Genomic DNA, 14608 nt, shown 5'->3' with positions numbered 1-14608 from the left:
GGCGAGAGGCGGTGACGGCCGTGGACGTTCTTCTCGGAATCTTCGTCGTGGCCGGGGTCGTGGTGACCCTGGCGGCCCGCTTGAGCTCCCGCAAGCGCCGGCACGACGGGCCGCCGCCGGGCGAGGCGGAGCTGCGCGCCGGCGAGTTCGTCCGGGTCCGCCGGCAGGTGCTCCAGGACATGCGCAGCAAGCCCGCCCTGCTGGAAGGGCGGCTGCCCAGCTCCCGCCTGTTCGAGGGAGGATGACGATGGACGCACAGGGCTGGCCGTTCCTGATCTCCCGAGGGCGGCGCGCCGGCTACCGCACGCTCCTCGCGCCCGCGCCCGCGCCACTCGTCGCCGACGGCGACCACGCGGTGCTCGCCGACCACGTCGAGCCCGGTGTCGTGCTGGACCGGCCCGGCGTCATCGACCTCACCACGCCCTCCGGGCGGCCGATCAGCGTCGTCCACGCCACCCATCGGGTCTCCGCGGCCGACCTCGGCCAGGCGGTCGCGCCCAAGGACGAGCACGGACGCCCGCTGCACCTCCTCTACGGGTTCGTCTGCCCGCGCGTACGTGCCATCCGCCCCGACGAGGCCGACCTGCGCACGGCACTGGCCGCCGCGCTGGAGGCGTACCGGTCGTTCCTGGAGGACGAGGGGGACTTCGCCGAACGGGTGGGCGAGCCGTTCCCGCTGCGGTCCTTCCTGGAGACGGCCGCGCCTGGACGGCGGCGGACCGCGCCGCGCATCGTCCTGGCGGCGGCCCCGCTCATCGTGCTGGCGGCCACCCTGCTCCTCGTGCTTCTCCTGACGCTCCAGTGGACCGCCACCCCGAACGAGTGCGGGCCGACCGCCCCCGTCCCGACGATGACGCCGGCCGGTCGTGCCACTCCGCCGGGCGGCGTACGCACGGGATGAGCGTCCAGGCCGTCGCCCTGGGCGTCACGGACCGCCGACAGCCGGCTCCGCAGCTCCTCGACCGCGATGCCGGGCCCGTCCTCGCTGATGGTCAGGCGCAGGCCGCCGGCCGCCACGGTGAGGGCGAGCGCAACGGTCCGCGCTCGCGCGTGCCTTTCCACGTCGGCGAACACCACGTCGATCACCTCCGTGACCAGGCCCTGAACGGGGACGGGCTGCCCGCCCACGACTTCGCGATCTGCGCGCCGGAGCCCGGCGCGATCCCCACAACCTCGGGGTTCACCGTCCAGGTCGAGCACGGGCTGGACCGCCTCGCCGACGCCGATCTCGTGGCCGTCCCGGCCTGGCCGCAACTGGACGCGCCCGTCCACGCGCCCCTGGTGACGGCCCTGCGGGAGGCGGCCGGACGTGGCGCCCGGGTGCTGACCGTCTGCACGGGCGCGTTCCTGCCGGCCGCCGCCGGGCTGCTCGACGGCAGACGCGCCACCACGCACTGGCGGTTCGCCGAGCTGCTCTCCCGCCGCCATCCGCGCGTCCGGGTGGAGCCGGACATCCTGTACGTCGAAGACGGCCCGGTGCTCAGCAGCGCCGGGGCCGCGGCCGGGATCGACGCCTGGCTGCACCTCATCCGGCTGGAGTACGGCGCCGCCACGGCCAACGCCCTGGCCAGGCGCCTGGTCGTACCGGCCCATCGCGCCGGCGGGCAGGCCCAGTACGTGGAGGCGCCCATGTCGGCGTCGCGGGCGCCGTACGAGCTGGCCGAGCTGCTCGAACGACGGCTCCAGCTCGCCGAGGAGCTGCTGGAGACCACCGATCTCAGCGTGGACGCCGTGGCCGTCCGCGTCGGGTTCGGCGGCGCCGACACCCTGCGCCACCACTTCGCGGCCCGCTGCGGCGTCGCCCCCGCCACCTACCGCCGCGCCTTCCGCCGGGACCCGTGACCGGTCACCCGGCCGGCGCGAAACACCGGCACAGCCGGAGCTGAAGCAGCGTTGAGCTCGACGGACACGACCGCGGAGGCAGCGGAACGGCCCCGGCTGGGTGCCGGTGTTGTCGTCGTCGGCCGAGGCGGCGCCGGCGGTGGTGGGTGGTTTGGACCAGCTGGTCATGGGGGGGCCTCCCACGCGGGCGGATGCCCGGGCGCTTCGCGGCCCGTGGTCATCCGGATGGACGCCAGAACCACCCCCGGACGATCGAGCCGGAGCCGCCCCTCGCCCGGGCGAACCAGCGGGAGCGGAACGGGTATCCCTCGAAGCGGCTCACCGGCCGGCCTCCGCGAGATGGGCGGCCAGGCGGGCCAGGCCCTCGGCGGTGCTCACCCGCGGCCGGTAGCCGAGGTCGCGGCGGGCGGCGGACAGGTCGAACCAGTGCGCGGTGGAAACCTGTTCCCCCAGGAACCGGGCCGGCGGTGGCTCGAAGGGCAGGCCGAGGGCCCGGGCGAGCGTACGGCCGTGCTCCAGGAGCGTGGCCGCCGCCTTCACCGGCCCGAGCGGCACCCGGCGCCTCACCGGCGGGTGCCCGGCGGCGGCCAGCAGGGCGTTCACCCACGTGCCGAAGGCGCAGGGCTCGTCCTGGGCGACGAAGTACGCGCGCCCGCTCAGCGGCGAACCGGCACGCAGCCGGTCCAGGGCGAGGAACCCGCTCGCCCCGGTGACCAGGACGTTCACCGGCGTCCCACCCGCGGCCGGCGGGAGGCCCAGGCGGCGAGGACGTGACGGCGGATCTTGCTGTTGTGCCGGGCGTCCATGGGAAATCCCGGATGGAACAGCACCTCCTGGATGCCGGAGCTGCGGGGGTGACGCGCGGCGTGTTCGAGGACGGCGGCCCGGACGTCGGCCCGCCGGGCGCCCGGCTCGCGCTCCACCACCAGGACCGGGCGCTGCGCGCCGGGCGGGCCGACGCCGACCAGGGCGGTCCCGCGCACGCCGGGCAGGGCCGCGAACAGCGGCTCGACGTGCTCGGTGCACAGGTCGCCGTCGCGGGTGCGGACGCGCTCGGACTTGCGGCCGGCGAACCAGAGCCTGCCGCGGCCGTCCAGGTAGCCCAGGTCGCCCATGCGGTGCCAGACCCGGTCACCGTCGGCGATCCTGGCCAGGGAGGTGGCGCGGGGATCGTCGAGGTAGGGGTCGCCGAGCGCCGGGGAGGCGACCAGGATCTCGCCCACCGTGCCGGCCGGCACGAGGAGCGCGTCGCTCCAGAGGCTGATCGCCCGGTCGGTGACGCCGATGACGCGTACCTGCACGCCCGCCACCGGGCGGCCCAGGCACGTGCCTGCCCCCGGGTGCTCGGCGGAGGCGGCGCGCAGGTCGGCGCCCTCGATCGCGGCCACCGGCAGGCACTCGGTGGCGCCGTAGACCGACAGCACCCGGGCTGCCCGGGGCAGGCAGCGGCGCACCCGCTCCAGGGTGGGCAGCGGCAGCGGGGCCCCCGCCACCGCGACGGTCTCCACCGTGTCGAGCACCACGCCCCGGGCCACACAGTGCCGGGCCAGCCGGTCCAGCAGCGCCGGGGCCGCGAACACGGTCGCCACGCGGTGGCGCAGGATGTCGGCGGCCAGGGCGGCGAAGTCGGCGCGGATCGGCCGCCGCGGGTCCACGTCGGGGATCACGGCGGTCGCTCCCAGGGCCGTGGCGCCCAGCGCGAACGGCAGGAACGTCGACAGGACGGGCACCCCCGGCCGGACGAGGCCAAGCCCGTCGAGCAGATCCAGTTGCGCGGCCAGATGGCGGTGCCGCAGCGGCACCCCCTTGGGCGGGCCGGTGGACCCGGAGGTGCAGGCGATCAGGGCGACATCGCCGGCCGCCGGCGTACGCGACGGCGGGCCGGTCGCGGGCCGTCCCGCTGGCGTACCCGGCGGCGGGCCGGTCGCGGGTCGTCCCGCCGGAAGCTCGGGGGCGCGGCGGCGGGCGGCGGCGCGCAGACCCGCGAGGGTGGGCCCCGGCCAGGACCGGCGCGGACCCACCGTGATGGTGACGCGGCTGCTGCGCCTGGCCCAGCCCAGCGCCAGCCGCGCCGCCTGGGCGAGCGGGACGCCGATGAACGCCTCGGGGGCGGCCCGCTCCAGGCAGCGCCGGACGGCGGCGTACGGCATCCCCGGATCGACCAGCACCGGCACGGCGCCCAGCCGGAGCAGCGCCAGCGCCAGCGCCACGAGCTCCACGCCGGGGTGCACCAGCAGCACGGTACGCATGCCGTGGCGCACCCCGGCCAGGGCCAGGGCGGCAGCGGTCTCCTCCACCACCCGGGCCATCCGCGCGCGGTGGACCGTCAGCGGCGCGCGGCCGCCGACGTGGCAGGCGACGGCGTCCGGCCGGTCATGGAGGTGCCGGTCGAGGCGGGCGATGAGCTCACTCGCCGCGACGCCGGCTCGCCCGGTCCCGCCGGGAACGCCCGGCGTCACCACTTGACCACGACGATGCCGGCGCTGAACCCGCTGGCCAGCCCGACCAGGGCGACCAGGTCGCCGCGCCGCACCCGCCCGGCCGCGACCGCCTGGGCGAGCTGGACGGGCAGCGTGGCGGCGACGAGGTTCCCGTGCTGGGCGATGGTGACGACGACCTTGTCCTGGGGGATCCCCACGTGGTCGCAGAACTTCCACAGCGCCGGCAGCGACGCCTGGTGCACGCAGACGGCCGCGAAATCGGTCCAGGCCAGGCCGAGTTCGGCGATGGTCTTGGCCAGCACGGTGAGGTCGGTCCGTTCGAGGCTGCGGGCGAGCTCGACGCCGTTGACCGTGAGCGGCTCGATGACCGGCCAGTCGGCCGCCGGGTCGGTGGTCATGTTCAGGGCCCGCACGGTGGCCGCTTCCCAGCCGGCCGGGTAGGCGGTGAACCGGTGGCCGAGCACCCCCGGCTCCACCGCGGCCTCCAGCAGCAGGGCGGCCCCGGCGTCGCCGACGGTGTAGGCGGCGGCGAAGGAGAAGAACTCCTTCGTTCCCGAGAGCGTCCACGGCATGAACGCGGTGGCCATCTCGCCGGAGCAGATCAGGACGCGCCGGTGCCGCCCGGCGGCGATGAGCGCGTCGGCGACCTGAATGGCGTTCAGCACGCTGTTGCAGGCGTTGCGCACGTCGAACGCCAGGCAGCCGGCGCCGAGCTTCGCCGCCACGATGGGCGCGGTCGCGGGCTCGATCAGGTCCATCGTCACGGCGGCGAAGATGATCAGGTCGAGGCCGTCCGCCCGCAGGCCCTGCTCGGCGAGCAGCTTCCGGGCGGCGTGGACGGCCAGGTCCGACGGTTTCTCGTGCGGCGCGGCGATGTGCCGCCGCCGCACCCCGCTGCCGGTGTGGATGACGCCCCGGGGCAGCTTCAGGGTGGGATTGCGCTCGGCGAGCCGGTCCTCCAGCTCCGCCGTGCTCATGGTGGCCTGCGGCAGGTGGGCGGCCACGCCGGCCAGCCGGGTGTGGACGGAGGTCATGGGGTGTCCTTGACGGCCTGGAGCCCGAGGTGCAGCAGCGCCGTACGGGTGATGTCGTTGATCGTCCCGGCGCCGCGGGCCAGCTCCATGGGCGGGATGTCCACGCCGAACTGGTGCCGTATGGACACGAGCAGGTCGGTGGCCATGAGCGAGTCCATGCCGTACTCGTCCAGCCGCCGGTCGGGGTCGAGGTCGGCGGCGGGGATGAGCAGCACGGTGGACAGCAGCGCGGTGAGGTGCTCGGCGACGTAGGCGTGCGTCTCCTCGCCGCTCATCGTCGCCAGCTTCGCCAGCAGGTCACCCGCGTCGAGGTCGCGGTCGGCGCCGGGCGGCAGCACCGCCGACAGCCACGGCCTGCGCAGGCCGGGCAGCAGCTGCCGCATGCGGGCCCAGTCGCAGCGGCCCACGGCCGCGACGTCGGCCTGCTCGGCGAGCATGTCGTCCACGGCGGCCAGCGCCTTGCCGGTGGCCAGGGAGTGGATGCCGAGCTTGGCCAGAGCTTCGGCCTGGGTGCCGTGGGCCAGGACGCCGGTGTCGGCGAGCGCGCCCAGGCAGACCGCCAGCGCCGGCCGGCCCCGCGCCCTGCGCCGGCGGGCCAGCGCCTCCAGGAACAGGTTGGCCGACACGTACGGCGCCTGGCCGATGTTGCCGATCGTGGTCAGTGACGAGTACAGGATGAACGCCTCCAGGGGCAGGCCGGCGGTGAGCTCGTCCAGGACCAGGGCGCCGGCGATCTTGGGGCGCAGCACGGCCCGGATCCGGTCGTCGGACAGGTCGGCCAGCGCGGCGTCGTCGAGGTGCATGGCGGCGTGCACGACCCCGCGTACCGGGTGGCCGTCGGCGTCCAGCTCGCGCAGGATCTCGCGCATGGCGTCGCGGTCGGCGGCGTCCGCGGCGTACGCGCGTGCCCGCGCCCCGAGTGCCTCCAGCTCCTCCAGCAGCGCGGGCGCCTCGGGGGTGTCCGCGCCGCGGCGGCCGACGAGCGCCAGGTGCCGGACCCCCGCGCGGGCGAGGTGACGGGCGGTGGCCGCGCCGAACCCGGTCAGCCCCCCGGTGATCAGGTACGTGCCGCCGGACCCGCGGGCCGGCGGGACCGGCCGCGTCCGCACCATGACCGGCTCGTCGCGCGGATCGAGGGAGACGACCACCTTCCCGATGTGCCGGGAGTGCCGCATCAGCGCGAAGGCGTCGGCGACGCGCTCGGCGGGGTACACCGTGTGCGGCAGCGGGCGCAGGCCGTCCAGGAGGGAGCCCGCCACCCTGCCTTCGGTGACCACGGCCGGGTTCTTCCACAGCAGCGTGCCGACGTCCACGCCGAAGAACGAGATGTTGTCGCCGAAGGGCCGCAACGGCAGGTGCCCGCCCTCGTAGATGTCGCGTTTGCCCAGCTCGACGAAGCGCCCGCCGTGCCCCAGGCACTCCAGGCCGCGGCTGATGGCCTCGCCCGCCAGCGAGTTCAGCACGACGTCCACGCCGCGGCCCCCGGTCAGCTCCCTGACCCGCTCGGCGAAGCGCATGCTGCGCGAGTCCAGCACGTGGCCGGCGCCGAGCGCGCGCAGCAGATCGCGCTTGGCGGGGCTCCCGGCGGTGGCGATCACGCGGGCGCCGGTCAGCCGGGCGTACTCCAGCGCGGCCAGCCCGACCCCGCCCGCGCCGCCGTGGACCAGCACGGTCTCCCCGGGCTTGAGGCGGGCGCAGTTGTGCAGCGCGTGGTAGACGGTGGAGCAGGCCATGGGCAGGGTGGCGGCCTGGGCGAACGTCATCCCGTCCGGGACGTGGCCGGCCACGCCCGCGTCGATCAGGGCGTGGCTGCCGAACCCGACGGGCCCCGGCGCCGCCACCCGGTCGCCGGGCCTGACCCGGGTGACCTCCGGCCCGACGGCGACGACGGTGCCGGCGCATTCCAGGCCCAGCTCGTGGCCGCCGAAGACGGCCTCGACCGCCTCGGCCGGCAGCAGGTTCACCACGAACATCACGTCGCGGTAGTTCAGCCCGATCGCGCGTACCTCGACCAGTGCCTGTCCAGGGCCTGGCGTGGGCACCTCCGTCCGTTCCCAGCCCAGCTTGTACGACAGGCCGGGGTCGGACACGGCCAGGCGGAAGGCGCCCGGCCCCGCGGAGCCCGTGGAGCCCGCGGGACCCGTGGGGCCGGTGGAGCCCGCGGACACCGGGACGGCGGGGGCGGCGGGGGCGGGCGTCACCACCAGGCGCGGCACGAAACGGCCCTGCCGGGTCAGCAGGAGCTCGTCCTCCACGCCGGGGGCCAGGAGCTCGGCCGTCAGCCGCGCCGCGTCGGCCTCGTCCTCGCCGGTCCGGTGCAGGCACAGCCGCCGCAGGTCGAGCCGGGGTTGCTCGTTGGCCAGCGAACGCGCGGTCCCCCAGGTGGCCGCGTCCTGCGGGTAGAGGGGTCCGCCTGCGGGGTCGGGTTCCGGGAGCGCGCCACTGGGCCGGCTGACCAGCCACAGGGTGGCCCGCGAGTCCGGGGGCAGTTCCTCGCAGGCCAGGGAGATCGCGCGCAGCAGGGCGGCCCGCCGGGTGACCTGCTCGACGATCGCCCCGGCCGCAGACCCGGGCGGCTCGGACGGCTCGGGCGGCCCGGACGGCTCGGACGGCTCGGGCGGCCCTGCGTCGCGCGCGTCCCCCAGGACGATCGCGAGCGTGACGCCGCCGGTCGACGCGTGTATCCGCGCGGCCCAGTCAGCCGGGTCGTCGCCGAAGGGCGCCACGCTCACGTGCGCGCCGTGGCTCTCCAGCGACGCGGCCAGCGCCGCGGGCAGAGCGTCCCGATCGTCCTCGGCGAGGACGATCCACGTGCCCGTGACGGCCGCGTCCTCCGTGCCCGTGACGGCCGCGTCCTCCGTGCCCGTGACGGCCGCGTCCTCCGTGCCCGTGACGGCCGCGTCCTCCGGCGCCCGCCCGGGACTCACCGCGACGGTGCCGGGGGCCGTGGCGAGCAGCACGGAGAAGGCATCGGCGTCAGGGTCGTCCTCCAGGCCCGCCTGCACGATGTCGGTGTAGCCGGTCGCGGCCAGCAACCGCGGCCATCGCCGCCTCGACAGCAGCGGCGAGACCGGCCGGACGCCGAAGTCGGCGAAGTCCCAGAACTCCGGCATCAGGCCGGCGAAGGGCAGCAGCGCTTCCACCCGGTGCGGTTCGGCGACCAGGAGCTTGCCGCCGGGCCCGAGCAGGGTGGCCAGCCCGCGCAGCGCGGCGGTCACGTCCCGGGCCAGGTGCACGCGACCGGCGGCCACCACCAGGTCGTACCCGCCCGCGATCTGCCCGGTCAGGTCGCCGTCCAGGTCGAGCAGGCCGTACTCGACGACATCCACGCCGGAGAAGCGTTGCCGGAGCTGGGCCAGCGCCGGCTCGGCGGCGTCGGTGACCGTGTAGCGGGTGCGGTCGGCGGGCAGGACCGGCAGCAGCGACGCGGTGGTGCCGCCCGTCCCCGCGCCCACCTCCAGAACGCGCAGCGGCCGGTCGGCGGGCCACCGCCGGACGATCTGCTCCACCAGCGCCCGGACGGCCCGGCCGGCGAACAGGCTGACCGGCCCGATGTCGCGCACCTGGTCCAGCAGCTCGGCGGCCCCGCCGGAGGCGAGCACGTCGGCCGCCGCCACCTCGCCGCTCAGCAGCCGGGGCAGATGCAGGCAGGCCCGCGCCGCCAGCGCCGTCTGCGCCGTGAACGGGGTTCCCGCGAGGAGGTCGCGCAGCGCTTCGGCCGGGTCCCCTCCGGGCGAGGTGATCTTCACCTCCTGCTCGCCGAGGCGTTCGAGCAGGCCGTGCCGTTCCAGGAGCGGCAGCGCCGCCCGCACCATGCGCCGGTGATGTGGCCGCGCGCAGGCGGCGAGCAGGTCATCGGTGGTGAGGACGCGCGCGTCGCGCCCCGTGGCGCCGGCCTCCTCATCCCGCCCGGCGTGGGCGGGCCGCACCAGCGCCGTGGCCAGCGCGCGGGCGAAGGACTCCTCCAGCCGTGCGGCGTAGTCGCCGTAACCGACGTCCCGCCAGGCCGCCCGCAGGGTGGCGAGCCGCTCGGCGGCCCCGGCCAGGAGCGTTTCCGGATCGGGCGCCGGCCACGCTCCCACCGGCTCGCCGGGCCGGGGCGCCGCCCGCAGCTCGACGTGGTACCGGCTGACCGGCGTGGCGTGGACACCCGGGATCCGGCGCAGCCTGACGCCCGTCAGCTCGGCCGCCACCCGGCCGGCGCCGTCGGCCACCGTGATGTCCCAGCAGACCTCCTCGAAGCCGCCGGACGTCTCGCGTACGTGAAGCAGGCCCTCCGGCTCCGGCCGGGACCACAGCCGGACCGCCCCGATCGCCGCGGGCATGTAGCCGGTGCCCGACCGCAGCGCCTCCACCAGCCGCACCACCCCCGCCTGCAACCCGCTGTCCAGCAGCACCGGATGGGCCTGGTAGCGCTCGTCGCGCTGCTGCGGGCAGGCGTAGGTGGCCAGGACCTCGGTCTCCGCCGTCCACAGACCGGTCAGGACCTGGAACTCCGGCCCCCACGCCATGCGCCCCTCGGCGGCCCGCGCGTAGTAGTCGGCCACGTCCACGGGCGTGGCGATGCGGGAGCGCAGTCCCGCCACGTCCAGCGGGGGCGGGGCCGGGCGCAGCAGCGTGCGTACCCGCGCCCGGGCGTGCTCGCGCGGATGGTGCCCGATCAGCGTGGTGCTGGCCACCGTGAGCAGGCCCGTCTCGGGCCACAGCGAGGTCTGTACGCACATCTGCTCCCCGCTCGGCGCCGGCACCGCCAGAGCGCGGGTGATGGCCACCTGGTCGACCTCGATCCCCTCGCCGGTCTCCGGCAGCGCCAGCCGGCCGGCGGCCAGGGCCATCTCCACGTAGCCGGTCGCGGGCATGACCGCCACCCCGCCTGTCCGGTGCTCGGTGATCCAGGGTGCCCGCACCTGGTTCAGCTCGCCGTACCAGGTGGGGGCGAGCGTCGGCAACCGCTGGCCGAGCAGCGGGTGCTGGATCGCCGGGTCACCGATCGTGCGCGCCCAGGAGAGCGGGGTGCCGATCCAGTGCCGCTGGCGCTGCCACGGGTAGGCCGGCAGCGTCCGCACCTGGCCGCGGCGCGGGAAGGAGCGATCCCAGTCGAGCTCGGCTCCGGCGGCGATGACCCGGGCGACCGCGCGCCGTACCGCACGCGCCCCCGGCGTCACCGCGTCGGGGGGCGCGTCCGCCGGCGGGTTCTGCTCGGGGCGCCGCAGCGTGGGGATGACAGCCGTCCGTACGCGGCCCGCGCCGGAGACCCGGCGCAGGTAGGACTGCAGCACCGGATGGGGCCCGACCTCCACCAGCACGTCGAACCCGTCGGCGAGCGCCCGCTTTGCCGCGTCCGCGAAACGCACCGGACGGCGTACGTTCTGCCACCAGTACCCCGCGTCCAGCTCCTCGCCGGTCAGGACGTCGCCCGTCACCGTGGACACCATCGGGATCCGCGCCCGCGACGGCCGCAGGCCCGCCAGCGCCGCGCACAACTCCTCGCGCGTGCCGTCCATGGCGCCGCTGTGGAAGGGATAGTTGACGTCCAGCTCGCGGAAGAACACCTTCCGCGCGGCCAGGCTCTCGCCCAGCAGGCGCAGCGACTCCTGGGGGCCGCTCACCGTGACGTCCCGGTCGGAGTTCACGGCCGCGATCTCCAGCAGCGGGTAGCCGGCCAGGGCCTGCACGGCCGCCGTCTCCGGCAACCCGACCGCGGCCATGCGGCCCTGCCCGCGGGTCGCCGCCTGCGCGCGGCCTCGTTCGGCGATCACCTGGGCCGCCTGGCCCAGCGACAGCGCTCCGCAGGCGTAGGCGGCGGCCACCTCGCCCACGCTGTGGCCCAGCACCGCGCCCGGCCGCACGCCCGCCGCGGCGAGCATCTCCACCAGGCCGGCCTGGACGGTGAACAGCAGGGGCTGAGCGATGTCGGTCTCCGACAGCCTCCACTGCTCCGGCGGCGAGGCCAGCTCCTTCGACACCGACCAGCCCAGCCTGGGCGTCAGCTCGGCGTCCAGCTCCTCGACGACCGCCTGGAAGGTCGCGTCGGCCAGCAGGTCGGCGCCCATCCCCGCCCACTGCGACCCGTTGCCGCAGAACACCAGCGCCACCCGGCCGTGGGCCACCACCTCGCCGGTCACCGCCCCTGGCACCTCGGCGGCGGGGACCGCGGGAGGCTCGCCCCGCGGCGCCGGCCGTTCTCCGGTGCCGGTGCTCAGGCCGGACAGGGCGGCGGCGGCCTCGGCGGCGGACGGGGCCAGCACCACGGCGCGATGCGGGTGAAGAGCGCGCCGCCGGGTGGCCGTGTAGGCCACGTGGTAGAAGTCGTGCTCGTCCACGGAGTCCAGGTGCCCGGCGGCGCGGGCCACGGCCTCGGTCAGCGCCGCCGGGCTGCGCGCCGAGACCACGAACGGCAGCTCACCCGCCGCCTGGGGGGCGGGGCTCTCCCCGGGCCCGGCGGCGAGGGCCACGTGGACGTTCGCGCCGCCGAACCCGAAGGAGTTCACTCCCACCACGGCCCGCCCGTTCACCTCGGGCAGCTCCCGGGCCCGGGTCACGACGCTCAGCCCGAGCCCGTCGAAGTCGATGTCCGGATTGAGCGACGCGGCGTGCAGCGAGGGCGGGATCGTCCGGTGCCGCAGCACCAGCAGGGCCTTGAACAGCCCCGGCATGCCGGAGGCCGGCTCCAGGTGCCCGAGGTTGGTCTTGACCGACCCGATCGGCAGCCTGCCGGCCCGGCGCATGCCCAGCGCCCGCCCCAGTGCCCGGCATTCGGCCGGGTCGCCCACCTGCGTGCCGGTGCCGTGCGCCTCCACGTACACCACCTCGTCCGGGCTGACGCCGCACGAGTCGTACACCTGCCGCAGCAGCGCCTCCTGCGCCCCGGCGTTGGGCAGCGCGAGCCCCACCGTGCGGCCGTCGTTGTTGGCGGCGGCACCCACGATCACGCCGTGCACCCGGTCGCCGTCGGCGAGCGCGTCGGCCAGCCGCTTGAGCACGACCACGCCGCCGCCCTCGGCCCGGACGAACCCGTCGGCGTCGGCGGAGAAGGCCCGGCACCGGCCCGTCGGCGACAACATCGACGCCTGGCTGAACCCGATGAAGCCCATGGGGCCGAGCAGCACGTTGATCCCGCCGGCCAGCGCCGTCCGGCAGGACCCGTCGATCAGCACCCGGCAGGCCCGCTCGACCGCCTGCAGCGCGGACGAGCACGCGGTGTCGATGGACATGCTCGGCCCGCGCAGGTCGAAGGCGTGCGACAGCCGGTTGGCCACGATCGACAGCGTGGACCCCGACATCGTGTACGGGCCGACCGCGCCGGGTTCCATCGCCTGCAACGCCCCGTACGAGGGATCGGACACGCCGACGAACACCCCGGTGTCGCTGCCGGCCAGGCGCGCCGGGTCGATGCCGGCGTCGTCGAGGGCCTCGGCCGCCATCTCCAGCATCAGCCGCTGCTGGGGGTCCATCGCGACGGCCTCCTTCGGCGAGATCCCGAAGTAGGCGGCGTCGAAGGTGGCGACGTCGTCGAGGAAGCCGCCCGCGCGGGTGTAGCTGCGGTTCAGCCTCGGGATGCTCTCATCGACGTACCGGTCGGTCTCGAACCGGTCGGGCGGCACCGTGCCGACGAGGTCGTCACCGCGCATCAAGGCGCTCCACAGCGCCTCCAGGCTCATGATGCCGCCGGGGAGCCGGCAACCCGTGCCCACGATGGCCACGGATCGCCCGGGCCAGTCACGGCCCGCCTCTCCCGCTGCGACCTGCCGGTGGTCCGCCTCACCATCACGCATGCTGTCGCCTCTCGGTTGGTCCTTCCTTCACGCAACCATAGCTTTGAGTAACGTTGGAGCTACTATGGGCTACCACGGGTGGAAAGGAAGCCTCCTCCCGAGGTAAGGCGGCCTGGTGGGAGAGGTGAGACAAGCACGGAAACGGACAGCACGGAAACGGACAGCACGGAAGCGGACGCCGCGGACCCGGCCTCGGGCCGCCCTCCTACCGGGGCCCTCGCGGCATCCACGCGCATCCCAGCGACGCGCCCCCGATGGCCAGAAGCGAGCCCACCAGGAAGCCGCCCAGGTTCGACAGCACGAACGCCGAGAGCGCCGCCGTGACGGCCAGCACCGCGAGGACGAAGCGCTGCTCGGGCACGAACCACAACCCCGCGCCCAAGGCGGCGAGGAAGAACCCCAGCAAGAAACCTGCGTAACCGCCCGTGCCGGTGTGGACGACCACCCCCGTGCCGATCACCGGCACCAACGCGATCTCGGCTCCGGAGGCGACCAGCAGGCACCCGGCCCAGAACGGCCGCCGCCCCGTCCAGGCCGCCGCCGCGCCGCATGCCCCGGTCAGCAGCCGCCCAGCGCTCAGAAACACGGCCGGACGTCCTGGCCGATCGTCACGCTCAAACCGTCCACCAGGAACGACCCTCCCATCACCATCCAGGCGTCCGCGGTGACGTCCCGCGCGGAGAACGTCAGCACGTCCACGCCGTAGTCGCCCCGCCTGCCTTTCTGGACGTTTCCGGCGCCCGGCGTTCCGGCGTCACGATTGAGGACGACCGAGCCGAGGTCCACGTCGGCGCTCAAGGAGGTGGCCGAGATGTCCAGCTCGCTGATCCGTGACGGCTTCTCGCGATCCCGCGTGCCGAGCCGCACCGTGAACGGCCCCATCGGGGTGTCCACCTCGGCCGACTGGCACAACCCGTACACCTGCGCGGTGCGCAAGGACAGCCGCACCACCACGTGCCGGCGCCCGTCCACCGACCGCACGACGCCGGGAACCATCCCGACACCCCGCCCCGACAGCTTGGCGGCCGACACCTTCATCCGCCGCCCGGACACCGCGAACGAAGCCGGCACCGCGCCCTGCGCCATCCCGACCGCCAGGACGGCCAGCGCGGCGAGCGAGGGCGCCAGCACCGACCAGAACCGCTTCCACCTCATGCGACCCACGCCACCTTCGCTCCGTGGCCCAACCATAACGCAAAGTAACGGCAATAGTGCTACCAAGGTAGGGGAACGGGCGGGCGGGCCGCAGGGATCCGCGGGCGGACGGCATCCCCCGTGATTCCCGCTTCGACTTCGCTTGGCCGGCCGGCTTCCCTCGCCTTGTGCGTCGGTGTCCGAGACGATCTTGCCGTCGCGGACGGTGAGGTGATCGGCCGCACGCCGGGTTCCGAGGAGCGCGGTCTCCCTCTCGTGCATGGCCGGCGCCTGCTCGTCGTCGCCGAGGACGGCACGTGCGAACCGCCCATCGACTCCGGTACGCCTTCGGCACCCTCGACACGCACCCGCGGGCGACGGC

9 protein-coding genes are annotated in these 14608 nt (G+C 75.5%); 3 read left to right on the top strand and 6 right to left on the bottom strand.

Annotated elements, in window-relative coordinates:
• The first annotated feature begins 20 nt into the window (after positions 1-20).
• The 3 genes from AB0H75_RS15375 to AB0H75_RS15365 are packed head-to-tail and all read left to right on the top strand — an operon-like array spanning position 21 to position 1842.
• Positions 21-245: a hypothetical protein gene (locus AB0H75_RS15375; protein ID WP_367796344.1), complete on the top strand. Its 225-nt coding sequence runs from the start codon at positions 21-23 to the stop codon at positions 243-245.
• A 2-nt stretch (positions 246-247) separates the two neighbouring features.
• A complete protein-coding gene (locus AB0H75_RS15370) occupies positions 248-901 on the top strand; it encodes a hypothetical protein (protein ID WP_367796342.1) in 654 nt (217 codons plus the stop codon).
• Complete coding sequence (locus tag AB0H75_RS15365; protein ID WP_367796340.1) at positions 898-1842, top strand: helix-turn-helix domain-containing protein; 945 nt, start codon at positions 898-900, stop codon at positions 1840-1842. The genes AB0H75_RS15370 and AB0H75_RS15365 overlap by 4 nt, the downstream gene beginning before the upstream one ends.
• A 318-nt stretch (positions 1843-2160) precedes the next feature.
• Here the strand turns inward: AB0H75_RS15365 and AB0H75_RS15360 are convergent, their stop codons facing one another.
• The 6 genes from AB0H75_RS15360 to AB0H75_RS15335 all read right to left on the bottom strand — a co-directional run bounded on the left by AB0H75_RS15360 (position 2161) and on the right by AB0H75_RS15335 (position 14247).
• Positions 2161-2568: a hypothetical protein gene (locus tag AB0H75_RS15360; protein WP_367796338.1), complete on the bottom strand. Its 408-nt coding sequence runs from the start codon at positions 2566-2568 to the stop codon at positions 2161-2163.
• Positions 2565-4301 (bottom strand): fatty acid CoA ligase family protein, encoded by a 1737-nt coding sequence (locus tag AB0H75_RS15355; RefSeq protein ID WP_367796336.1) that lies wholly within the window; start codon positions 4299-4301, stop codon positions 2565-2567. Before AB0H75_RS15355 ends, AB0H75_RS15360 begins: the two co-directional genes overlap by 4 nt.
• Positions 4298-5317, bottom strand: a complete 1020-nt coding sequence (locus AB0H75_RS15350) for a 3-oxoacyl-ACP synthase III family protein (protein ID WP_367796334.1) — start codon at positions 5315-5317, stop codon at positions 4298-4300. Before AB0H75_RS15350 ends, AB0H75_RS15355 begins: the two co-directional genes overlap by 4 nt.
• On the bottom strand, positions 5314-13092 hold the full coding sequence (locus tag AB0H75_RS15345) for an SDR family NAD(P)-dependent oxidoreductase (RefSeq protein ID WP_367796332.1): 7779 nt from the start codon (positions 13090-13092) through the stop codon (positions 5314-5316). The genes AB0H75_RS15350 and AB0H75_RS15345 overlap by 4 nt, the downstream gene beginning before the upstream one ends.
• 205 nt (positions 13093-13297) lie before the next feature.
• Positions 13298-13678 (bottom strand): DUF6114 domain-containing protein, encoded by a 381-nt coding sequence (locus AB0H75_RS15340; RefSeq protein WP_367796330.1) that lies wholly within the window; start codon positions 13676-13678, stop codon positions 13298-13300.
• On the bottom strand, positions 13669-14247 hold the full coding sequence (locus AB0H75_RS15335) for a DUF6230 family protein (RefSeq protein WP_367796328.1): 579 nt from the start codon (positions 14245-14247) through the stop codon (positions 13669-13671). Before AB0H75_RS15335 ends, AB0H75_RS15340 begins: the two co-directional genes overlap by 10 nt.
• Between the last annotated feature and the right edge of the window lie 361 nt (positions 14248-14608).

The sequence above is a fragment of the Nonomuraea sp. NPDC050783 genome, from assembly GCF_040802095.1.
GTDB lineage: Bacteria > Actinomycetota > Actinomycetes > Streptosporangiales > Streptosporangiaceae > Nonomuraea.
This window is presented reverse-complemented; position numbering and strand designations above follow the sequence as displayed.